Origin of the sequence: Sphingomonas sp. PP-CE-3G-477 (assembly GCF_003050745.1) — a bacterium.
Lineage (GTDB): Bacteria > Pseudomonadota > Alphaproteobacteria > Sphingomonadales > Sphingomonadaceae > Sphingomonas.
The window spans coordinates 275,581-296,888 of the sequence record NZ_QAOF01000005.1 but is presented as its reverse complement, the minus strand read 5'-3'; the positions used below and the strand labels follow the sequence as shown (position 1 = coordinate 296,888).

The 21,308-nt window shown below is 61.4% G+C and carries 19 protein-coding genes; 7 read left to right on the top strand and 12 right to left on the bottom strand.

The features are described 5' to 3' along the window. Positions 1-150 precede the first annotated feature (150 nt). The gene (locus C8J45_RS18940) at positions 151-729 is read left to right on the top strand and encodes a hypothetical protein (protein WP_146168622.1); all 579 of its coding nucleotides are present in this window, start codon (positions 151-153) and stop codon (positions 727-729) included. Positions 730-1,500: 771 nt separating this feature from the next. Here the strand turns inward: C8J45_RS18940 and C8J45_RS12670 are convergent. Together C8J45_RS12670 and C8J45_RS12660 are read right to left on the bottom strand one after the other, a co-directional pair. Next, positions 1,501-2,700, bottom strand: coding sequence for an IS256 family transposase (locus C8J45_RS12670; protein ID WP_107963514.1), 1,200 nt, complete (start codon positions 2,698-2,700; stop codon positions 1,501-1,503). A 713-nt stretch (positions 2,701-3,413) separates the two neighbouring features. Beyond that, positions 3,414-3,866, bottom strand: a complete 453-nt coding sequence (locus tag C8J45_RS12660) for a hypothetical protein (protein WP_107963512.1) — start codon at positions 3,864-3,866, stop codon at positions 3,414-3,416. A 348-nt stretch (positions 3,867-4,214) separates the two neighbouring features. On the opposite strand from C8J45_RS12660, the gene C8J45_RS19265 reads away from it, so the two are divergent. Together C8J45_RS19265 and C8J45_RS12655 are read left to right on the top strand one after the other, a co-directional pair. Next, on the top strand, positions 4,215-4,376 hold the full coding sequence (locus C8J45_RS19265; protein WP_181321210.1) for a hypothetical protein: 162 nt from the start codon (positions 4,215-4,217) through the stop codon (positions 4,374-4,376). Further along, complete coding sequence (locus C8J45_RS12655) at positions 4,373-4,567, top strand: DUF6771 family protein (RefSeq protein WP_107963511.1); 195 nt, start codon at positions 4,373-4,375, stop codon at positions 4,565-4,567. The genes C8J45_RS19265 and C8J45_RS12655 overlap by 4 nt, the downstream gene beginning before the upstream one ends. Positions 4,568-4,762: 195 nt before the next feature. Here C8J45_RS12655 and C8J45_RS18935 read toward each other — a convergent pair whose 3' ends face one another. Continuing rightward, the gene (locus C8J45_RS18935; RefSeq protein WP_146168620.1) at positions 4,763-6,502 is read right to left on the bottom strand and encodes a hypothetical protein; all 1,740 of its coding nucleotides are present in this window, start codon (positions 6,500-6,502) and stop codon (positions 4,763-4,765) included. Positions 6,503-7,142: 640 nt separating this feature from the next. Here C8J45_RS18935 and C8J45_RS18930 point away from each other — a divergent pair. Beyond that, complete coding sequence (locus tag C8J45_RS18930; protein WP_146168619.1) at positions 7,143-7,793, top strand: hypothetical protein; 651 nt, start codon at positions 7,143-7,145, stop codon at positions 7,791-7,793. A gap of 553 nt (positions 7,794-8,346) precedes the next feature. Here C8J45_RS18930 and C8J45_RS12645 read toward each other — a convergent pair. The 5 genes from C8J45_RS12645 to C8J45_RS12625 form a co-directional block, all read right to left on the bottom strand. After that, positions 8,347-9,414: a 5-(carboxyamino)imidazole ribonucleotide synthase gene (locus C8J45_RS12645; RefSeq protein WP_107963509.1), complete on the bottom strand. Its 1,068-nt coding sequence runs from the start codon at positions 9,412-9,414 to the stop codon at positions 8,347-8,349. An 11-nt stretch (positions 9,415-9,425) separates the two neighbouring features. Continuing rightward, on the bottom strand, positions 9,426-9,881 hold the full coding sequence (gene purE, locus C8J45_RS12640) for a 5-(carboxyamino)imidazole ribonucleotide mutase (protein ID WP_107963549.1): 456 nt from the start codon (positions 9,879-9,881) through the stop codon (positions 9,426-9,428). A gap of 237 nt (positions 9,882-10,118) precedes the next feature. Then, positions 10,119-10,805 carry a 2,3-diphosphoglycerate-dependent phosphoglycerate mutase gene (gene gpmA, locus C8J45_RS12635; protein ID WP_056052480.1) on the bottom strand — a complete coding sequence of 229 codons (687 nt, stop codon included), beginning with the start codon at positions 10,803-10,805 and terminating at the stop codon, positions 10,119-10,121. A gap of 123 nt (positions 10,806-10,928) precedes the next feature. Next, complete coding sequence (locus C8J45_RS12630) at positions 10,929-12,047, bottom strand: M14-type cytosolic carboxypeptidase (protein WP_107963508.1); 1,119 nt, start codon at positions 12,045-12,047, stop codon at positions 10,929-10,931. Between the two features lie 29 nt (positions 12,048-12,076). Further along, positions 12,077-12,703 carry a DUF4136 domain-containing protein gene (locus tag C8J45_RS12625; protein ID WP_107963507.1) on the bottom strand — a complete coding sequence of 209 codons (627 nt, stop codon included), beginning with the start codon at positions 12,701-12,703 and terminating at the stop codon, positions 12,077-12,079. 157 nt (positions 12,704-12,860) lie between these two features. On the opposite strand from C8J45_RS12625, the gene ykgO reads away from it, so the two are divergent. Next, the gene (gene ykgO, locus C8J45_RS12620; protein ID WP_003046794.1) at positions 12,861-12,986 is read left to right on the top strand and encodes a type B 50S ribosomal protein L36; all 126 of its coding nucleotides are present in this window, start codon (positions 12,861-12,863) and stop codon (positions 12,984-12,986) included. A gap of 4 nt (positions 12,987-12,990) precedes the next feature. Next, the gene (locus tag C8J45_RS12615; RefSeq protein WP_107963548.1) at positions 12,991-13,605 is read left to right on the top strand and encodes an HAD-IA family hydrolase; all 615 of its coding nucleotides are present in this window, start codon (positions 12,991-12,993) and stop codon (positions 13,603-13,605) included. Positions 13,606-13,714: 109 nt separating this feature from the next. Here C8J45_RS12615 and C8J45_RS12610 read toward each other — a convergent pair whose 3' ends face one another. Beyond that, on the bottom strand, positions 13,715-14,308 hold the full coding sequence (locus C8J45_RS12610) for a L,D-transpeptidase family protein (RefSeq protein WP_258191434.1): 594 nt from the start codon (positions 14,306-14,308) through the stop codon (positions 13,715-13,717). A gap of 226 nt (positions 14,309-14,534) precedes the next feature. Between C8J45_RS12610 and C8J45_RS12605 the strand changes: the two genes are divergently transcribed. Further along, a complete protein-coding gene (locus C8J45_RS12605; RefSeq protein WP_107963506.1) occupies positions 14,535-15,239 on the top strand; it encodes a murein L,D-transpeptidase catalytic domain family protein in 705 nt (234 codons plus the stop codon). A 27-nt stretch (positions 15,240-15,266) separates the two neighbouring features. Here the strand turns inward: C8J45_RS12605 and C8J45_RS12600 are convergent, their stop codons facing one another. From C8J45_RS12600 to C8J45_RS12590, 3 genes are all read right to left on the bottom strand, one after another. Continuing rightward, positions 15,267-17,777, bottom strand: a complete 2,511-nt coding sequence (locus C8J45_RS12600) for a DegT/DnrJ/EryC1/StrS family aminotransferase (protein ID WP_107963505.1) — start codon at positions 17,775-17,777, stop codon at positions 15,267-15,269. A 299-nt stretch (positions 17,778-18,076) separates the two neighbouring features. Further along, positions 18,077-18,376, bottom strand: a complete 300-nt coding sequence (locus C8J45_RS12595) for a hypothetical protein (RefSeq protein ID WP_060525867.1) — start codon at positions 18,374-18,376, stop codon at positions 18,077-18,079. 16 nt (positions 18,377-18,392) lie between these two features. Continuing rightward, positions 18,393-21,224, bottom strand: coding sequence for a pitrilysin family protein (locus C8J45_RS12590; protein ID WP_107963504.1), 2,832 nt, complete (start codon positions 21,222-21,224; stop codon positions 18,393-18,395). Between the last annotated feature and the right edge of the window lie 84 nt (positions 21,225-21,308).

The window sequence follows — 21,308 nt, the reverse complement described above, 5'->3', positions numbered from 1 at the left end:
TCTGCATCGCAAAATGTTACGGCAATGCAGTTTATAAATTATCTTGCAACAGGGAATAGGCCTGGTGCCTCGGCTAATATGGGAGGGGCTCGCGGCCTTAATCAAAGTACTGCGGCTCGTATATCGGCTTACTTAATCGAACAGTGTAATATGGCGCGCATCGTAATTGACCATAGCCAACTAGTTGATGAGGCTAAGGCCGGAGTCAGAAGTGCAATTGATGCTGTAAGCGCAGCTTTCGCCATCGGCGCACTTGGCGGCCCACTAAACTCGCTAAATTCTAGCGCGCCTGGTTTCATATCTAATTTGGTGATTTTGTTAAGCGCGGCCGGTGTTCCGTTCGATCAAAATACGCCTTTAGAAGCTGTCGATTTAGCTAAAGAGGTCGACGATCTCATCGCGCAATTTGATAACAAGGAAATTGATCCGGTCGTGCGCGACGTCGCACGAAAGCATCTTGCGGCCCTATCGACGATGCTGCGGCATATTCCGATCTTCGGTCTTGAAGCAGCCCTTCAAGCCTATTTTGAATTATCGATGAAACTCCGACGAGCGGATATCCAAACCACGCCTGAATCGAAAGCGGGACTAGACACTATAATGGATAAGGTTAAGTCGTGGGGGGATAAGTTACAGACACTCGACGGCGTTATGAACACGGGTGCGAATTTGTTTGATAGGGCGAGTAGGGCGGCGCCATTGCTCCAATATCTACCACCGCTTGGGTAGTACTGGACGGGGTATGATTATCTTTTTGAAGCTAGCCTTTGATATTGTTCGTTCGCCTCTACGCTCCCGCTCGCTTACGGCCCCTAAGTTGGCAGATCGTCACGCGGCAGGGCTATGACAAAGTGCGCCAGCGGATCGCCTTGACAGACATCAGCAGTTCGTTAGCCGCTACGAGACAGGTGAGCGGCGGCTGGACGTTGTGGAATTTGTCGACATATCGCGCGCCCTAACGATTGATCCAGCGGCGGCTGTCGCAAACGTCTTGGCAAAACCCCAAACGACCGAAGTCCTAGCAGGAAGCTCCTAAGCCGCTACCCCTGTCGAGTCTGACGGCACCGGCATTCGATCGACCTTCACACATGGGGCCAGTGTATGGTTTTCGGGAGAAGGGTCATTCTGTCTTGGCAACTGAACGTAGCTAGCGAACTAGCCTTGGTCCGTCCGACCGATCTTGCTGACGCTTAACCCGCTCAACGCAAGGGCGGCGGGTAAGCAGCGGACGGTAGGCAAAATGGCACAGGTCACATATTCTTAACATATGTTCGGAGATTCGTTCGAAACCATTACCCGTCCCATCTATTGCTCCAACTCACAGAGTTCAGGAGCGTCATGGATCGTTACAGCGAAGCGCTTGCATTGCTCAACCGCGTTCAAGAGCTAATGGCGGAAGAGGGGGATACGCTGGTCGGCGCAAACCTATCGATCGTGTCCCACCGCGTGGTGTAGCTTCAGCGGCGTAGCCGCCTTGATCTCCGGGCATAGCCGGGTCGATCACGCCGCCATGGACGACAACGTGACCGTGGGATCATCGCTCAATTGCGTGACGCTTTCCAGTGTCATGTAGCGTCCCCGCTGAACCGCCCACTCATCGTTTTGCTCGAGCAGGATGGCACCGACGAGACGGGTAATGGCATCCTCGTTGGGGAAGATTCCGACGACATTGGTGCGCCGCTTGATCTCGCCGTTGAGGCGTTCGAGCGGATTGGTCGAATGTAGCTTGGTGCGATGCTGCGGCGGGAACGACATGTAGGCGAGCACGTCCTCCTGCGCCGTATCCATCAGCTTTGCGAGTTTAGGAACGCTGGGTCTGAGCTGGTCGGCGACCTTGCGCCATTGCCCCTTGGCGGCCTCCGGCGTCTCCTGTGCGTAAGCGGTGGCGATGAAGGCCGAGACGACGCGCCGCCCGCTCTTGCCGGCATGGGCCGTGGCGTTACGCGCGAAATGCACGCGGCACCGTTGCCACGTTGCGCTGAACACCCGCGATACGGCAGCTTTGATGCCCTCGTGGGCATCCGAGATGATGAGCTTCACGCCGCGTAGGCCCCGCCGTGCGAGGCCGCGGAGGAAGTCCGTCCAGAACGTCTCGGCCTCCGACGCACCGATCGCCATGCCGAGTACCTCGCGCCGGCCGTCGCCGTTCACGCCGACCGCGATGGTGACCGCGACCGAGACGATCCGACCAGCCTGACGCACTTTCAGGTACGTCGCGTCGATCCACACGTATGGCCAGTCGCCCTCGATAGGCCGCTCGAGGAACGCCTTCACGCGGACGTCGATCTCCTCGCACAGCCGGCTCACCTGGCTTTTCGAGATGCCGCTCATCCCCATGGCCTTCACCAGGTCGTCGACCGAACGGGTCGAGATGCCTTGGATATACGCCTCCTGGACGACCGCGGTCAGCGCTTTCTCGGAAAGGCGCCGGGGCTCCAGGAAGGCGGGAAAGTAGCTGCCCGTCCTCAGCTTGGGGATGCGCAGTTCAACGGTGCCGGCCCGCGTTTCCCAGTCCCGTTCGCGGTAACCGTTACGTTGCGCGAGGCGGTCACTGCTCTTCTCGCCATAACCCGCGCCGGTCAGACTACCGACCTCCAGGTCCATCAGCCGCTGTGCGGCAAAGCCAATCATCTCACGCAGGAAATCTGCATCCGCGCTCTTTCCCACCAGCGCCTGCAGGTTCATCGTATCGTCGGTCATCGAAAATCTCCGTTGGTTGAGTCTCGCAACCCAAACCTATCCGAAGATTTTCGATGGCCACCCGTGAACCTAACCGGCCGCTACAGCGCTCGATGATAGCGCGCGGCCGGTCAGCTTCACTACCGCTGAGCTACACCATCACCCGGGACACGACCAACCTATCCACTTCAATGCATCTTTTAGAGGCGGCGATCTCACGCCGGACTATAATGGCGCACAAGCCCCGTGATACTGATTGAGTGTCCAGTCGTATCGTCAAGATTTACCTGTCCGCACGATCTTGCCGACACTAAACCCGCTCAACCAAGCGAACCGTTCGTCCATAGCTTCATGCACTGTGAAGGGACAGGCGTTCGGAAACCCCTTTTCGAGACCGCTTTTTAGACCCGCATCATAGGCGGCGCGTAGAGGGTCGATTTCCATGAAGGCATAAACATACATTAATCAGAAAAGGTGCCACGAAAAGTAACTTTTGTTACGCCTCCAAAAACGGTCTCCGTTCTTGGGTGATCGTGATAGCTTTCGGCGATGACGATTATACAGCGGGCATTCGAGATTGCGCGGACCGGCACAGCGGCCACGGTGCATGACATTCGAAAGCAGTTGGTCCGCGAAGGGTTCACTCATGTTCAGTCGCACTTCAACAGTACGAGCCTTCAAAAACAGTTGCGCTCTCTTATAAAGGCGCGAGGCGAGCCGCAGCCTCAATCCAGCTAGCGCTCCGCTTTCGCCTTCGTTGCGTTAGGGGCGTGGAGTGCTGTCCACGCGGTTGACGCGGCTGTGATCGTCTTGGGCAAGGCTGTGGAGGTGCAGACGCCAAGGAGCGCCAAGGTAGCAAACCGCAGCACCATGATGCCAAACGCCCAACCGTATTGGCCTTTAGCGATATAAGCCTTCGCAACATCGGGTTCGTTGGTTTTCATGGCGCAATCACCGTAGCCAACGCAGGATCGACCATCGAACCTAATAATGAACATGAGACCGCAGTTAGGTGCAGAGTAAGGAGCCAACGCAACATCGTAGATAACGACCATCGCAACGACCACGCGATAATAGTTGACCGCACCGTCAACATAACCATAATAGCAGCCATAGGGACTGGCGTAGCCGAACACGCAGCCGAAGTAGCTGGCGAAGGCAAAGTGATCGAATAAGGGAAACCGCATTCGTAGGGCACAGCACAGCCTTTCACCGGAACAGGTGTTTTGAGCGTCAAACTCGCCGGCTGTTCTACCAGCGATTTGGTCCGCCCCCGAACGCAACCCCAAGACATTGTGACAAAACTACGAGAACGACAAGTGGTTGACGCTTTTGTTCGAGGCTCGATTCGTCCTATTCAGGTGCGGATTGGTCGAGCGGAGTATTCGCGACGCGTGGACTTCAGCGGGGTTCGTGAAGCGCAAGGGGGTAAAACCGGAACGAAAAATGATTTAAGGGCGGTGGTATGCTTTGTTACTCCGCAAGGTAGGCGGGTAGGGGCTGGTGTTCCGGATTTGTTCCAGTAAGATCGGGGCATGGAACAGCATCCGATTCTTGAGAACATCGCCCGTTTCTCGGTCTACGAGCTACAGGTAATTCTATCGCGGTCCGTTGAAGACGGTCCTGAAATCCTGTTGGAACCGCTCAAAGCGGAGTTACGCCGACGCGGGCACGATCCTTACGAGACGATCCAGTGACGGGCGGCGCCATCACACCCGAACGCATTGCATCGCTCATCGAAGATGCGCCTGCATGGGCGTTGATCGGCCTCACTGCGCCACGGGAGGGCTTACGGGCGGATGCGCGGCTCGAAGTCGCGCAGTTCGTTTATGGTGCCCTGTATCAGCCCGTAGATGCCGAAGCGGCGCAGATGGTGTTGCCTTGGTGAGCTTCGGGCAGTTCGCGTTCACTACTCTAAAGGATTTGTAAGCCTACAGAGATTGTCTACGGGGATGGCGAAACTTACAGGCCGCTTATAGTACACTCTAGCCCCGTACAGACGGTTTTTGGCCTACCAAGCTACATGGGTAGCTCTTCAAAGGAAAACTCTTGTACGGGTCTTTGAGCTAACTTCACGAATTTCTTAAATCATTCTGGTGAATGTTGTTCTCGCAATGCCAACGCCTATTTTATTTAATTTATCCTTAAATACTGCGGAACGAATAATTCTTGCAAAGCTCGAAGCACTTTTAATCCCGATATGACTACTTACGTTCGCTTTTGTGAGAGACTTTGCAGTCGTACTTGAAAAGTACGAAGCGATATAGTCGAAAGCTTTTTTTGCTGATCCTCGTAAAGATCGATTTAAGGCATTCCAGTCGCGAACATTGCAGTTGGGCAACGCGGCTTTGATACAACTCACCGGATTATATTTATTGGATACAAAGACGTAAACGTCACATTCGCCAGCGATGCTGCTGATACCGCTACGTGCATTGCCACGCATGACGGCTTGTAGCAGGTTATGGCAAAGTTCATCGGCCGCAAAACCTTTCGAAGGACCGTGGAATTTATCGGCGGGTAATCCAGACGCTGCTAGTTCAAGCGCGTGATACCCGTCGGGGCCGTACAGGTGGCTGCCGATGATAAGTATGTTCTTGCAGTCACGGAACTCGTTAGTCCCGTGATGGCGGCCCCAATTCAGGAAACGGATACTGCTAGGCTTTGCAACAAAGCTTTTAATATCGCTTTCGATATCGAGTGTGTTGTCGCTCTTGTACGATATGACAAGCCATTCTTCGTGTGGTTTCGAGTCGATTATCTTGGCCGAGGCGCGGTAAAGCTGCTCGCGGTATGCATCGCCTGCCAGTCCAGTCTTGCCGGCTGTTGTCTTGCATACATGTACGCGGACGTTGCCGTAATCGCGGACGCTTGGCGTAAGCCGAACGAGTTTGGCCGTTCCAGCTTCCTGCGCTTTATACGTACCGCGAACGCGCCCCGAGGCGTCCAGGATGATAACGGGGGCCACATCAGCAGGAAGGGGGGCGGATGCCCCTACCAAAACGCGCCCGAGCACGCCGCCAACAGATCGCAGAACCATAGCTGTGCCAGCGACTAAGGTTAAGTATCGAAGAGTTCGCTTTTCGGTGTCGCTAAGCTGCTTCGCGCCCTTGGCAGCGCTCGCTAGGCTGGCGATCTCACGGGGAACAACAATGCAGTCGTCGGCAGCGCCGTCCACCATGCGGGTAGCCAACGCGTCAATGCTAGTGAGTAAGTGAGGGTCGGTGGACCTGATGCTATGCGACAGGCGGGTTAAGTCGTGCATCGACAGCGTAACCGGCTGGGCAAGCAAGAACGCTTCATCCCATATTCGCAGCGTTCGTGGTGCGCCTAGGTAGTGGAATTCCTTAGCGCTGGAAAACAGCTTGCCCGCTGTACGGCTGTGGAGCATCGCATGGGTAGTAAACAGCACCCGTGCGCTATTGATACCTGCCTCACCGCGCCCAAGCTCGTTGGTGGCATCCTCCCCCGTTAGACACGCGAAATCCTCGCTATCAAGGCCACACCGGCGTATAATCGAACGGATTTCCTCCTTGGTATGCACGGCTATTAGAATGCTTCCCTCTGGGTTGAATCCCATTTTCTTCCAGCTTTTGATGAAGCTGCAATAGCACTCGGTTTTACCGATACCGGGGTCAATAGAACTAAGGTAGTACCTAGGATTTAGCTCTCCGCGCAACCCTTTATCAAGATGATCTATAAGGTTCACTAGCCCGGTATTAAGGAGTTCTACGTCGCTCCCGGAATAGGTTAATAACGTCTCATGCAGGTCGTTTTTAGCTTTATCTAATAGACTTTCTGTTGGTATTTTCTCGTACTTCATTCAAGTTACTTTTTTACAGTATGTTCGCTTTCAAATTAACATATCTTCGTATCTATATAGATAAAGAGGTTAACTTGCTCCAAAATGGGGCGACCAGTGGTTGGATGCATTATGAACCGTGCTGGGTCAATCCAATTTTTGTAAGTAGTGTTAAATTTTATATACTGTATGTTTACTGAATTTGTTTAATTTGAGATTTTATTTAAACTTATGGATTTATTCCGGTGTTAAAACGCTACTACCTTTAGGCGATGACCGGGAAACCCTCGCCCCCGCCCTTCGTGATAGGACGTGGGAATGAATGGTTGCAGCCAGATACTCGATTAGAAATCTATCGTCACAGCGGGCACGGCGGAGGGCGCGCGCGGAAGGCTCACGCACAAGGAAGTCGGGCAATGCCTACACATCGCAGCATAGACACCCGGCTACTGGCACAGGAAATGGTTCGGACCCCCACGCGTTAAGGCAGGCGGGCATCGGTTCTACACGAATCTATCAGGGCAATGGATGGTCGCTTGCGTTCGAGGCGAGGTAAAACCCGCCGTTTTTGGTCCCGTTTCCCTCATCGCAAACGGACCAACGGTTTGAATCGTTTCAGTGATAGCTTTCCTGCGGCCTACCAAGCTGGCATAATTGGCACATGAAGAAAGTTCCCCGCAAGAATTTGTTACGTCGCTATGGCACCATCGGCTCCGCTATCGATGTACTATACAAACGGCGGCTTGCTTTCCTCGACCCTAGAAAGTGGGACGATAAAAACGACTCAGAATTTATGCGTCTTTATAAGAAGAAGTCGGAATGCTCGAACTTGCGGGCGCTGTGCTGTACTGAAAGTCCAGAAACCTACCATCACTGGAAGGTGTTTACGGACTCGGCAGATGGCTGTTTTATTGATTTTCACAAAAGACCACTGCTGGATGCGGTAATTGAGCAGCCTAAATACCGATATAGAGCAATGGACTATATATCACTCGACGAAATTAAGATCAGCGACTACAATCATCGTGATCTTCCTTTTTTGAAGCGCTCGGGCTTTAAGCCAGAAAAAGAGTTTCGAATAATATACGAGGGTGCCTGTCCTGATAATGAAGCACATTACTTGCCCATCGATCCGGAGTGGATTTCAAGGATTGTCCTTAATCCTTGGCTGCCGCCGGCAGTCTCTGAAAGCGTGATCCACACTTTGAAACTTATCAGCCCTGTTTCTGATCTAACCGTCACGCCGTCAAGGCTGACAAACTCGAAGACGTGGGCTCAGTGGGGGAAGAGGCTCTATCAGACCGATCCGTGACACCGATTACCGATCTACGTCCCATTAAGCGCCACGCGGCGAACGCCTGCGTGCCGCCGCCTTTACGGGTTCATTAAGACGGGGAAATGAACGGTTGCACCCATTAACTCGATTGATAATTGAACGTCGCAACGGCGGCAACGACAAGCTTAACGGCCTACCCAAGCGCACTAAGTTCACCGTAATTCCTGTGTAATTGTGCACGGAATTTCCCGCCATTTGCCGGTATTCCTCGGCACGACAAAAACGATGAAGCCCTCATAACATATTGAAGTTGCAATGTTTCGGCACTTCTCGGCATGTCTCGGCATAACGAAGCAACAGACTGAAAATCGCAGTGTCGGCGGTTCGACCCCGTCTCCGGGCACCATTTTCTCACCTTGTGATCAGCACTGCCGTCCTACTCTCTGAGGAACGCATAATGCTGCCCAAAACCCGTTGGTGCTGAGCGAAGTCGAAGCACCTTCGCTTGGGGCACACCCTTCGACTTCGCTCAGGGCGAACGCAGGGAGTCTCTAACGGAATTGGGGGGTATCCCCCTGATGGGGAGCCTTTAGCGGCGGATCCGGGTGACGTGACCCATCTTCCGCCCCGGCCGTGCGGTACCCTTGCCATACAAGTGCAGGTGCGCGCTGGGCTCGGCGAGCAACTCCACCCAACGATCCGCGTCCGAACCGATCAGGTTTTCCATCGTCGCTTCGCGCCCGGTCAGCGTCGTCGCGCCGAGCGGCAGCCCGCAGATCGCGCGGATGTGGTTTTCGAATTGCGAGCATTCGGCGCCTTCGATCGTCCAGTGGCCGGAATTGTGCACGCGGGGGGCCATCTCGTTGAAGACCGGGCCGTCGGCGCCGACGAAGAACTCGCACGCCAGCACGCCGACATAGTCGAGTTCGGCGGCGATCCGCTGCGCCAGCGCGGCGGCTTCGTCGGCTTGGGCCAGTACCTCGGCGGGTGCGGGCACAGTGGAATGCCGGAGGATCGCGTCGCGGTGGACGTTGAGCGGCGGGTCGTAGCGCGCGATGCTGCCGTCGATGCCCCGGGCGATCAGGATCGAGAACTCGTGCTCGAACGGTACGAAGGCTTCGAGTACCGCGGGGCCGCCGATCGTGTCCCAGGCGGCTTGCGCACCATCCGGAGTGTCGATCTTGACCTGGCCCTTGCCGTCATAGCCGAAGCGGGCGGTCTTGAGGATGGCGGGGGTGCCGATCGTCTCCAGGCCCGCTTGCAGGCTTTCGAGGCTGTCGACCGCGGCCCACGGTGCCGGACGGCCGCCGACGCTCTCCACGAAGCGTTTTTCGCCGATCCGCTCCTGGGCGACGCGGAGCGCGCGGGGGCTCGGGTGGACGGGGACGCGGTCTGCGAGCCATTCCACGGGCTCGACCGCGATGTTCTCGAACTCGTAGGTGATGACGTCGCAGGCGTCGGCGAAGTCTGCGAGGACGATGCGGTTGTGATAGTCGGCGCGCGTCATCGTCGAGGCGGACTGTGCGGCAACGCTCTCCTGGTCGGGCGCGAGGACGTGCGTGTGATAGCCGAGCTGCGCCGCGGCGGTCGCGAGCATGCGGCCGAGCTGGCCTCCACCGAGGATGCCGATGGTCGATCCGGGGGGAAGCGGCGTCATGTCAGCGTCTTTCAGGCGGGGTCGGTAGCAACGGAGTCGGTCTGTGCGGCGCGCCAGGCTTTGAGGCGATCGGCGAGCGCGTCGTCGGAGGTCGCGAGGATCGCGGCGGCGAGCAGGCCTGCGTTGATCGCGCCGGGCTTGCCGATCGCGAGCGTGCCGACCGGGATGCCGCCGGGCATCTGGACGATCGAGAGCAGGCTATCCATACCCTTCAGCGCCTTCGATTCGACGGGGACGCCGAGCACCGGGAGATGCGTCATCGAGGCGGCCATGCCGGGGAGGTGCGCCGCGCCGCCTGCACCGGCGACCACCACCTTGAGACCGCGGTCGGCGGCGGTGGTCGCATAGTCGTAGAGGCGCTGCGGGGTGCGGTGTGCGGAGACGACCTTGGTCTCGTAGGCGACGTCGAGCGCGTCGAGCGTCTCGGCGGCGTGGCGCATCGTCTCCCAATCGGAAGTGCTGCCCATGATGATGCCGACTAGAGCCACGATCGCCCCCTGATTCAAGGAGCGCCGTGCCTAGCGACGTGGCGGGGATTGAGCAATGTTGTTGGTGGGCAGTAAGTGCTACGTAAAACCGCATCTCCCCGGCAGAGGCCGGGGTCCAATTGAGAAACGGAGCTAACCGGTGGCGGCGCTCCGTTACTGCCACCTTTCCAATTGGGCCCCGGCCTTCGCCGGGGTGGTGTCGCTTGCGGGGCGGTGTCAGCGCTCGCTGAGGTAATAGCGGTCCGTTGCGTTCAGGTCGGCGTCGAGTTCGTAGACGATCGGCTGGCCGGTCGGGATCTCGAGGCTGGTGATCTCGTCGTCGGGGATGTTCGAGAGGTGCTTGACCAGCGCGCGGAGCGAGTTGCCGTGGGCGGAGATCAGGATACGCTGGCCATCCTTCAACGCGGGGGCGATCCGTTCGTCCCAATAGGGGAGGACGCGGGCGATGGTGTCCTTGAGGCTCTCGGTCCTGGGGATCGCGATGCCGTCGTAACGCCGGTCTTTCGACAGGTCGAACTCGCTGCCGTCGTCGAGTACGGGCGGCGGGACGTCGAAGCTGCGGCGCCAGATATGGACCTGCGCATCGCCGTGCTTGGCTGCGGTCTCGGCCTTGTCGAGGCCGGTAAGGCCGCCGTAGTGACGCTCGTTGAGACGCCAGTCCTTCTCGACCGGGAGCCAGAGCCGGCCCATCGCCTCCAGCGCGATGTTGAGCGTCTTGATGGCCCGCGTTTGGAGGCTGACGAAGGTCTGGTCGAAATCGAGGCCCTTGGCGGCCATCAGCTCGCCGGCGGCCTTGGCTTCCGCCTCTCCCTTGGCGGTCATGTCGACGTCCCACCAGCCAGTGAAGCGGTTCTCGAGGTTCCAGGTGGACTGGCCGTGGCGGATCAGGACTAGGGTCGGCATTCGGGCTCCTGCGATGGCGGGACTGAACGGAAGGGTTCAAAGGTTAGGATAAGGTTAGGCCTAGGCACGGTCCGCAGCGCTTGGACCCAAGCCTCCAGACCGTACCAAGCCATTGTTATCAGCTCAGATTTCGTCGATCATGCCGGCAAGCGTCTCGAGCATCGCATGAGCAAGCTGTTTCGAGCGCTCGGGCGACCAGCCGAACTCGGGATCGGCATTGGCATCGTGATCCTTGAACGGCATTTCCAGCGTCATCGACACCGCACCGAAGCGCTCGGCGAGCTGGTTGGTCGACATCGACAGGTTCGCCGAGCCCGGGGCGGACTTGGGATAGCCCTTCTCGGTCTGGAAATCGGGCGTGTGCGCCGCGAGACGACGGCCGTATTCGTAGAATTTCTCGCCGTGCGCGTCGGTCCAGGACGGGATGCCCTCGAAGCCGGCGATGAAATTCGCCGGGATCGCCTCGTCGCCGTGGATGTCCATCGCGACGTCGACGCCGGTCAGGTCCATCGCGTTGCGCACGAACAGGACTTCGGGACTCTTCTCCGGCGTCGGCGTGTGCCATTCGCGGTTGAGGTTCACCCCGACGGCATTGGTGCGCAGATGACCGCGGCGCGTGCCGTCCGGGTTCATGTTGGGGACGACGTTGAAAGTCGCCTTCGCCAGCAGGTCCGCCGTGATCGGATCGGCCGAATCGGTCAGCCGCTCCAGTGCGCCTTCCATCCACCATTCGGTCATCGATTCGCCGGGGTGCTGGCGACCATAGATCCAGACCTGCTTGGGGCCCGACCCGATCGTGAAGCAGTCGATCGCCTGCCCGTCGAGCGACTGGCCGAGTTCGCGGTGTGCGACGCCCGGCAATAGCGCGGTGCGCGCCACCAGTGCCTCGTGCATTTCCATTGTATACGGCGCGAAATACGCGAACCAGGCGAGATCGGTATCGGCGGTAAAGTCGAATTCGAGCACGCCATTGTCATAGCGTGTCTCGATCATCCGCCACGTCTGGCGATCGGTGCTGGCGCGCGTCTTGTATCCCGGCCAGCCGAACGGATAGGCCGACTTGCCCGCATTCAGGATACGGTAGGTCAGCGTCCGTCCGGCAGCGCCCGCCACGCGGAAATAGAACCACTGGAAGAAATCGGACTGGAAATCGGTGACGATCTCCAGGTCGATTCGGTCTCCCTCGATGGCGACAACACGGATGTTGCCGCCATCGAAGGCAGCGTTGACGGTCGGGCTCATGGCGTTTGCGTTCGCTTCTCTTGGGGCGTTCATTTCACCTGGATAGTGCGACCGGACTCGCCGGGGAAGCCTGCGAAGAGCGCGCGTGCAAGCTTTCCGGCCTGGATATCGGTCGTCGCGTCGGCCTTGCGGGCGTCGGCGAACGACTGGGCGCGGCCTTCCCAGACGGGCGACTGGTCGGCGCTGCGCTTGATCGTCACCGACAGTTCGGAGACGAGGATCGCGGTGCTGCCACCGCCGCCGATCGGGAAGCCGACCCCGCCGCCGAGCCCGACGCCGCCACCGCCGCCGCGACGACCACCGCCCCCGCTGAAGCCGCCGCCACCGATGCCGATGCTGAAAGGCGACTGCTTGGGGGGGGCTGCCTGCGTGGTGCGGGTGAAGCCTACGGTGGCGACCAGCAGCGGCTTCGTGCCGGGTGCGGGGACGCTGTAGCCGGCCTGGAGCAACTGCCCCTGCACGGCGGCGGCATAGGTCTTGAACTCGATGCTGGCCGGGCCGCCGGCGGTCAGCGGCTGGACGGCGATGGTACCGCGGTCGATCGGCTCGCCGAGATGATAGCGCAGCACCTCGGTTGGCGGCAGCGACGGGCCGGTCGCGCACGCGGTGAGGGATGCGCTTGCTAGCGCCAGGACCAGGATCGAACGAACCGCCATCGGGACTTCCTTAGAATGTTGCGCTATAGTAACGCTCGGACCAGCCGAGTGGGTTCCCGGATGGTATGAGCGTGTCCGTTGCTTGACTTGGACACACCCCGCCATTAGGCGATCCCGTCTTTCCGCACACCTAGATTTGAAAAGAAGCGAATCGATCATGAAGATCCGCAATTCCCTGAAGTCGCTCAAGGATCGTCACCGCGATAACCGCGTGATCCGTCGTCGTGGCCGTACCTACGTCATCAACAAGACCAACCGTCGCTTCAAGGCACGCCAGGGCTAACGCCCTGATTACCGCCGTCATTTTCGACGTCGGCCGTGTCCTTTACGACTGGGATCCCCGGATCCTGTACGAGCGCCTGATCGACGACGATCGGGCGCTCGACGCGTTCCTGCGCGACGTCGTGACGATCGATTGGCACTTCCAGCACGACGCTGGCCGCGACTTCGCCGACACCTCGGCGGAGCTGGCCGCGCTGTATCCGCAGCATGCCGACCTGATCGCTGCCTGGGGGCCGCGATTCAACGAGAGCATCGGTGCGCGAATCGGCGGGATGCACGAGATCGTCGAGGAGCTGGACGCGGCCGGCGTACCGCTGTTCGCAATCACGAACTTCAGCCACGAGTTCTGGCCACCCTTCCGCGCGCTTGAAGCGCATCTGTTCGACCGGTTCCGCGACGTGGTCGTGTCGGGCGAGGAGAAGATGGTGAAGCCGGATGCGGCGATCTATCGACTGGCGCTGGAGCGATTCGGGTTGGCGGCGGAGGAGGCCGTGTTCGTCGACGACAATGCGGCAAACGTGGCGGCGGCGCGGGCATTGGGAATCGAATCAGTGCTGTTTACCGATGCGGCGGATTTTCGTGCGCGGTTGGTCGAGCTTGGGCTCCCGATCGCGGCTTAGCTACTACCCTGCCCTCAAGTTTGTTTTCCCGCGAAGGCGAGGACCCAGCCTGGGCTCCCGCCTTCGCGGGAGAACGAGTAAGAGAGCGCCGCCTTCGCCTATCGCCGGGTCACTGCTCCAGCGAGATCGATTGGCGCAGGTTCGCTACGGCCGTCTCCTGATCCGCGACCAGCGCCTCCGGGATCATCCCACCCTCGAAATCGTCCGTCACCGTTACGGTCGTCCCCAGCGTCGTCACCCCGAACAACTGCTTGGCAAAGCCGAGCGGCACGCGGATGCAGCCGTGCGACGCGGGGAAGCCCGGGTTGCGGCCCGCATGGATCGCGATGCCGTCCCAAGTCAGCCGCTGCATGAACGGCATCGATGCATCGTCGTAAAGGCTCGACTTATGGACCGCGTTCTTCTGCAGGATCGGATAGGTGCCGACCGGCGTGTCCTTGCCATCCTTGCCACTGGAGATCGTCGTCGCGGCGATCATCGTCGACCCGCGATAGACGAACGCGCGCTGATCCTGCAGGCTGATGACGATGCTGACGGGCTCGCTGGAGCCATTGTCCTTCCAGACGAACTGGTTCGGCGACAGTTCGGTCGCGGCCTGCTCGATCGGCATCGCGGCAAGCGTCGCGGTCGACGCGGCGAGTGCGGAGGTTGCGCCCGCCAATAGCGACAAGGCCAGCCCCATTGCCGTAACCGACCGTACCATCCTGTTCGCCATCATGCGCATCGTCGCGTCCGTTCTCGAATCCCCGATATTTTCGCCCAACGCGCGATTCATCAAAACGTGCCGTCGGAGGATTGAGTCGACGAACCGACCCCAAGCCGGGGTAGTTCGAGGGAACGGACCCACAACCAGTGGAAATGGTTGCAGAATATTCACGGAAAATCGGCTATACGGGTCTCCAAGAAATGGGGCAATTTCGGGAAAATCGATGCACGACGAGCAAGGTCTTGTGCGCGAACGACGCGCGCTTCTGAAGAATGGTTTGGTATTGGCGGGGGCTCTGGCGGTGCCGGGGGCAGTGTCGGCGACGACGCGTCTCGGACGTCCGCTGACCGCACGTGATCTGAAGCCGATGACGCAGCCACCGCTGCCGCGGACGACGGTCGCACTGACGTCGCCGAAGGTGGTCCGTCCCGATCTGCTGCGCCAGGCAATGGCGTCGCTGAGCCGTCACGGCAGCCGCATCCAGCATCACGACCGCATCGCGATCGCCGATTTCGCGGCACCGTCGGGCAAGCCGCGCTTCCACTTCATCGATCTCGCCAGCGGGCGCAGCACTTCGTTGCTGGTCGCGCACGGCAGCGGCTCGGATCCGGCGCATACTGGGTATCTGGAGCGCTTCTCGAACCGCTTCGGCTCGAACGCCTCGTCCGAGGGCGCGTTCGTCACCGACGATTATTATGTCGGCAAGCATGGCCGCTCGCAGCGCCTGATCGGGCTCGACCCGACCAACGACAATGCGCTCGATCGTGCGATCGTGGTGCATTCGGCGTGGTATGCGAACAAGGACATGATCGAGAGCCACGGCATGCTGGGTCGCAGCCAGGGGTGCTTCGCAGTCGGCGAGCGCGATCTCGACCAGGTGTTCGCACGGCTCGGTGCCGGCCGGATGATCTACGCCGCAAAGGTGTAACCCGACGTCTGCCAGGGGGCCGTCCGATCAGGCGGCGGCCTTTACCTGCGCTTCCATCACCTGGTCGACGATCATCGATCCGACCGCGTTCTGCCAGAGCCACAGGCCGTTGGCCTGCCCGGTGAAGCTGCATTCGCCGCCGAGCGGGCCCCAGGGCACGAAACCGGCCGCGAGTCCCAAGCCATAGAGCCCGGCGATCGGCATGCCGGCAGCATCCATGATTCGGCAGTGCCGATCGACCATCGGCCGGCCGTCATGCGCCGCCAAGGCTATCGGGCTGCCGTCACGGTCCGCGATCGGGATCGCGATCGGGCGGTAGCCGAGCGCGGCGATGACGATGTCCGCCTGTTCGATATACGCGCGGGCGCCGGCATCGTCGTCGCCTGCGATCCGGTGAAGCGCGACGCGTGGATCGGGTACGCGGCCATCGATCCCGAGCATCCGGACGACGAGTTCGCGGGCCTCGAGGCGGAATCCGGCGAGGCGATAGACGAAGCCCGACACCGGGCAGATGTCGTCGGGACCGAAATCGGTGAACCCTTCGGCATGCGCGGCCGCCGCCGAATGGTAGAAGGGGCGTAGCGGTCGCCGGTGCAGCAAGGTGATGGCGCCGGCGCCGAGCGGCAACGCGGGCTGGCTCTTCAACAACAGCGCGATCGTCGTCAGCGCGCTGGTCGACCCGCCGATCACCGCGATCCGCGGGTTGCGCTTGCCCGCGAGCAGATCGACGACCTTGTCGAAGCCACCGAGCGTCAGGACATCGTCCGATTGCAGCAGCTTGCCCGATGCGAGATCGATCAGGCGCGCGCCGGCGACACGCTGCGTCGCGAGCCGATCGAGCGGCTGATGGCCGCCGGTCGCGACGACGACGCTGGACGCGACCTGTTCGAAGACATGACCGTCGGCCACGCGTCGGAGCTGTACGCTCCACAGCGCGTCGCCGACCCGCTTCACGCCGAGCGCCTCGTGCCCGACCAGCACTGTTCCGCCGTTTTCGCGGACGATATCGGTCAGCCGGTCGCCGGTGGCGCGCAGCAACGGGCCGACCTCGGCTAGCGGCACGCCGAGCGCGTTCTGATGCGCGGCTACCGCACGCCCGGCGGGATGATCCACCAGCCGCGCGAGTTCGGGATGAATATTGTCGCGCACGCTGCTCAGGAAGGTATCCGCGGTCGAATCGGAGGTGATCGCGTAACGGCCGAGTTGCCCGCCGCCGATCGCGCCACCGCGCTCGATCACCATCAGCCCCGACGCGGCGAGATCGGGCAGCAGGCCGCGCTTGGTCGCGGAGGTCAGCATCGCCGTCCCCGCCGGACCGCCGCCGATCACGATCACCGACGCGACCGTGCCCCCAGCACCGCGCACCGAGGCACGCCGATCGCGCGGCCGGACGATCGCCGCGCAGGCGTTCACCACCGCACCCGCCGCGCGCTGCACATCCGCGACGGTCATCGCATCGGTGATCGGCAACGACAGCATGCGCCCGGCGATCCTGTCCGCGACGGGCGTCGCCTCGATCACCGCGGTCGCCTGGAACCAGGGCTGTTCGCCGAGATGCGGGCTGAAATACCGGCCGCAGCCGATGCCCTGTGCCTCGATCCCCTCGACGATCGCGTCGCGGTGATGCGCGAGACGCTCGGGCAGCAGCACGGGCATGAACTGCATCGCGCGGCGCTGGCCCGAGACCGCCTGGAGCTGGAACGTCGCGAGCGTCTCGCGGTAGGTCGCTTCGAGATGGGCGCGGTGCGCGGTGATGGAGTCGATCTCGGAGAGCTTGGCCTGTGCCATGATCGCGAGGATCTCGGGCAGCTTGGCGTTGATGCCGGGCAGGGTCGCGTTGCGGCTGCCTTCGAACCCGAAATTGCCCATCGCGCGCAGCGTCGCGATCAGGTCGACGTCGCCGCTGTGGACCAGCCCGCCCTCCCCGACCGCGAACGTCTTGGTCGCGTGCATCGAGTGGACCACCGCGAACGGCGCGCGCGCGCCGAACCCCTCGCCCGCGTCGTCGCGCGTGCCGAGCGAAGACGCCGCGTCGATCACGATGCCGACGCCGTAGCGCCTCTGGTAATGCGCGTACCGATCGAGGTCGATCGCGTTGCCGAAGGTGGCATAGGGCACGACCACGCCGATCCGATCGCCGTGGCGGTGCAGCAGCCGCTCCTCGTCGCGCGCGCATGCGCCCCAGTCGTCGGGATCGATATCGCAGATCAGCGGCGTCAGACCCGCCCATGCCGCCGCCTGTGCGGTCGCGGCGAACGTCATCGCGGGCATCAGCGCCAGCGTGCCGGGCTTGGGGTCGAGGTTACCCGTCCGCATGCCCGATGCGTGACGGATCGCGAGCATCAGGCCGAGCGTCGCGCTGCCGACCGCGAGGCTGGCGCCGTGGCCGCCGAACAGCGTCTCGGTCACGCCTGCCTCGAACGCGCGCACCTCCGGGCCATTGTTGCTGAACACCCCCGACTCCTCGACGCGGCGCAGCGCATCGAGATGCTCGCTCAGGCGCGGCGGGTTCGGGGCGATCAGGGGAAGACGTTTCATTGGCGGTCCCGGCGGCTGTTCGCGCAGACCTTGGCCTACAGCCTCCTAAGAACCAGTTACATCGCCGTGTTTTAGAGTTTTGTACAGTTTTGACATCGATCTGGGCAGATATCTCGATCGTATCGACTGCAGGCTCATCTAGGAACGATCGCCCGGTGGTGCCGATCGGATCGCGGCGCGACTCACGATCAACTCTATCGCCGACGCGAAATCCCGGATTGTATCCATGTCCATGAAAAGGCCCGCCTCTCCCTGTCTGGAAAGACGGGCCCTTCAGGTCTCGGATACTGGCCTTCCGGTCAGGCCGTACGCGTACCGGTTAACGGGAAGCTGCCGAAAGCGCCGGCCGCGACGCTGCCCTTGAGGACGTCGTCCTCGACGGTCGCCTTGCAGTCGAGCGTCATCGGCATCGGCACGGTCATGCTCTGCTTCCAGGTGATCGTGTCGCCATCGACGTCACCCGTTACGTCCATGCCACCCATCGCGCCCGATACCGCACCGGTGAAGGTGCTACCGGCGCTGTTGACGGTCAGCGTCATCTTCTGATCGCCCAGCGGCGATTTGACCACGCAATCCCAGCTGCCATCGACGTTTGCCATTGCACTCTCTCCTGAACTACTTGGCGCCGGCTACCGACGCCGCCGGGATGACCTCGACCGGCAGGCCGATGCTGTCAAGCTGCGGGCGCACCGTCTTGGCGTCGCCGACCACGACCCAGATCGTCTTGCCTGGATCGATCGCCTGCTGGATCGCGGTGTTGAGTTGAGGCAGGTTAAGCCCCTGGTATCGCTGCGTGATCGTCGCGTAGTAATTGTCGGGCCGCTTGAGCAGGTCGTTCTGCTGCATCGCGCCGAGTACCGCGTCCGACGTCTCGAAATTACCCGACAGCGAGCGGATCGCGCCGTTGATCGCGCGGTCGAACTCCGCCTGCGTCATCGGCTCCTTGCCGAGGAACGCAGCGACATCGCTGCGCAGTGCAGCGATCGACGGACCGGTCTGGTCCGCCTGGACGGGTGCCGACAGGATGTACGGCGCGGCATTCTCGGACTGCTGGAAGCGACCCGAGACGCCGTAGGACCAATGCTTGCTCTCGCGCAGGTCCATGTTGACGCGGCCGAGGAAGCTGCCGCCGAGCGCATCGTTCGCGGTCGCGATCGGCAGCAGGTCCTGCGTGCCCTTCAATCCGGTCGGGATGCCGGCGATGATCAGCGACTGCGGACTGTCCGGCCGGTCGATCAGCACGATCTTCGGCGCGGACGGCGTCACCGTCGCCGGGAACGCCTTGACGCCCGGCGCCCCCGTCGGCCGCCACGTCCCGAACCGCGTATCGAGCGCGGCCTTCACTTCGGCGAGCGGACGATCGCTGACGACGAAGATCTTCGCCTTGTCCGGCCGCAGCCACGCCTGCTGGAACGCGACCAGATCGGCGCGGGTTAGCCCTGCGACTGCCTTCGGATCGCCGCTGCCCTGCGCCTTGGCATAGGGCGAGGTCGGCCCGAGCAGCTTCGGCAGGACGCGAGTCGCCAACCCCTGCGGGCTGGTCAGTTCCTGCGCGATCTGCGCGAGTTGCTGGTTCTTGACGCGCGCGACCTCGGCATCGGCGAAGGCCGGGTTCTGCGCGATATCGGCGAACAGGTCGACCGCGGGCGCGAGGTTCGCGCTCGGCACCTGCAACGACAGGAAGGTCCGGTCGTTCGACGCGCCCGAACCGATCTCCGCGCCGAGCCGCTCCTTGGCTTCGGCCAGCGCGACCGAATCGCGCGTCGCGGTGCCCTGGTCGATCATCGACAGCGTCAGCTTCTGCGTACCGAGCTTGGTCGGAACGTCCGCCGCCACGCCCGCATCGAAGCTCAGCACCGCCTGCGTCACCGGCACCGCGGTGCGCTGTGCGTAGACAAGCTCGATACCGTTCGACAGGCGCGTGCGCTCGACGCTCGGGAAGCTCAGGCCGGCAACCGTGCCGACGCCGGGCAACGGCCCACGCGTCCCCTTGGGCGGCGCCTCGGGTGCGGGCACGACGTCGACCTTGGGCGGCACAACCGCGTTGGCGTACGCATCGCGCGCGCCCGGTACGACGGTCAGCGAATAGGCCGGGCGCGACAGCCACTTCGCCGCGGCGGCCTTCACGCTCGCGGGCGTCTCGGCGGCCAGCTGCAACAGCTGTTTCTTGTAATAGCCGGGATCGTTCGAATAGAGCGCGCCTTCGGCGAGCGTCACCGCCTTGCCGCCGAACCCGCCGACGGACTCGAGACCCTCCATCGTGCGCGATGCAGTCGTCGTGGCGACGCGGCTGACCTCGTCGGCGGTCGGGCCGTTCTTGAGGAAGTCGGCGAGGATCTCGTCGATCCGCTTCGACACGAGCGCAGGGTCGACGCCCTGCCGGACGATCGCCTCGATCTGGAACATGCCGAGCTGGCTGAAGCTGTTGTTCGACGCGGAGATGCGCGTGACCAGCTTCTCCTTCTTGACCAGCGCGGTGTCGAACCGGCTGCTCGCGAGACCGCCAAGCACGCCCGCCGCGACGCTAAGCGCGGTGCCGTCCTTGTCGTTGAGGCCGGGGACCACCCAGTTGCGGCTGATCATCACCGCGGCGACACGGTCCTTGATCGTCTCGCTCACCGGCGCCGGCAGCGTCGGGATCGGTGCCGGGGGAACGATGCTCTCGGCGCCCTTGGGAATGCCACCGAAATACTTCTCGGCGAGACGCTTCGCGGTCGCCGCATCGACGTCGCCGGCAAGCACCAGCACCGCGTTGTTCGGGCCGTAATGATCCTTGAACCAGTCCTTCACCGTCTGCAGCGACGCCGCATCGAGATCCGCCATCGAGCCGATCGTGGTGTGGCCGTAGGGGTGCGTGGCGGGGAACAGCCCCTCGGTGATCTTGTACTCGGTCAGGCCGTAAGGCTGGTTGTCGCCCTGGCGCTTTTCGTTCTGGACGACGCCGCGCTGCTCGTCGAGCACGCCCTGCGTGATCGCACCGGTGAGATAGCCCATGCGGTCGGATTCGAGGAACATCGCGCGGTCGAGCGCAGCGGTCGGCACCGTCTCGAAGTAATTGGTACGATCATAATAGGTCGTGCCGTTGTAGTCGGTCGCGCCGACCTGCTTCAGCGGCTCGAAGAAATCACCCGGTGCGTTCTCGGAGCCGTTGAACATCAGATGTTCGAACAGATGCGCGAAGCCGGTCTTGCCCTTGGGCTCGAACTTCGAGCCGACGTTGTACCAGACCGACACTGCCACGACGGGCGCCTTGCGATCGGTGTGCACGACGACGCGCAGGCCGTTCTTCAGCGTGAACTGCTGGTAGGGGATATCGACCGACTTCACGAGCTCTGCGACCGGCGCCGGCTTTGCCGTGGGCGTAGCGGGCCGCTGCGTCTGGCCCATGGCGGGCGAGACGAGGGCGATTGCAGCGACACCCGCAAGCGCGGTCATTTTCAAAGCCATATGCGAACACTATCCTAGGTTTCGAACGATCTCGTCGCATCATAGGCGCGCTTCGTCGTCGGGCAACAGGATAGATGCATCGAG

Excerpts from the sequence above, each read along its gene's own strand:
- C8J45_RS19265 (WP_181321210.1), top strand. The coding sequence starts at position 4,215 with ATGGAACAGCATCCGATTCTTGAGAACATCGCCCGTTTCTCGGTCTAC.
- C8J45_RS18940 (WP_146168622.1), top strand. The coding sequence starts at position 151 with ATGGCGCGCATCGTAATTGACCATAGCCAACTAGTTGATGAGGCTAAG.
- C8J45_RS12645 (WP_107963509.1), bottom strand. The coding sequence starts at position 9,414 with ATGACGCCGCTTCCCCCCGGATCGACCATCGGCATCCTCGGTGGAGGC.
- C8J45_RS18930 (WP_146168619.1), top strand. The coding sequence starts at position 7,143 with ATGAAGAAAGTTCCCCGCAAGAATTTGTTACGTCGCTATGGCACCATC.
- C8J45_RS12670 (WP_107963514.1), bottom strand. The coding sequence starts at position 2,700 with ATGACCGACGATACGATGAACCTGCAGGCGCTGGTGGGAAAGAGCGCG.
- C8J45_RS12610 (WP_258191434.1), bottom strand. The coding sequence starts at position 14,308 with ATGGTACGGTCGGTTACGGCAATGGGGCTGGCCTTGTCGCTATTGGCG.
- C8J45_RS12630 (WP_107963508.1), bottom strand. The coding sequence starts at position 12,047 with ATGAGCCCGACCGTCAACGCTGCCTTCGATGGCGGCAACATCCGTGTT.
- C8J45_RS12660 (WP_107963512.1), bottom strand. The coding sequence starts at position 3,866 with ATGCGGTTTCCCTTATTCGATCACTTTGCCTTCGCCAGCTACTTCGGC.
- C8J45_RS12590 (WP_107963504.1), bottom strand. The coding sequence starts at position 21,224 with ATGGCTTTGAAAATGACCGCGCTTGCGGGTGTCGCTGCAATCGCCCTC.
- C8J45_RS18935 (WP_146168620.1), bottom strand. The coding sequence starts at position 6,502 with ATGAAGTACGAGAAAATACCAACAGAAAGTCTATTAGATAAAGCTAAA.
- C8J45_RS12600 (WP_107963505.1), bottom strand. The coding sequence starts at position 17,777 with ATGAAACGTCTTCCCCTGATCGCCCCGAACCCGCCGCGCCTGAGCGAG.
- ykgO (WP_003046794.1), top strand. The coding sequence starts at position 12,861 with ATGAAGATCCGCAATTCCCTGAAGTCGCTCAAGGATCGTCACCGCGAT.
- gpmA (WP_056052480.1), bottom strand. The coding sequence starts at position 10,805 with ATGCCGACCCTAGTCCTGATCCGCCACGGCCAGTCCACCTGGAACCTC.
- purE (WP_107963549.1), bottom strand. The coding sequence starts at position 9,881 with ATGGGCAGCACTTCCGATTGGGAGACGATGCGCCACGCCGCCGAGACG.
- C8J45_RS12595 (WP_060525867.1), bottom strand. The coding sequence starts at position 18,376 with ATGGCAAACGTCGATGGCAGCTGGGATTGCGTGGTCAAATCGCCGCTG.
- C8J45_RS12605 (WP_107963506.1), top strand. The coding sequence starts at position 14,535 with ATGCACGACGAGCAAGGTCTTGTGCGCGAACGACGCGCGCTTCTGAAG.
- C8J45_RS12625 (WP_107963507.1), bottom strand. The coding sequence starts at position 12,703 with ATGGCGGTTCGTTCGATCCTGGTCCTGGCGCTAGCAAGCGCATCCCTC.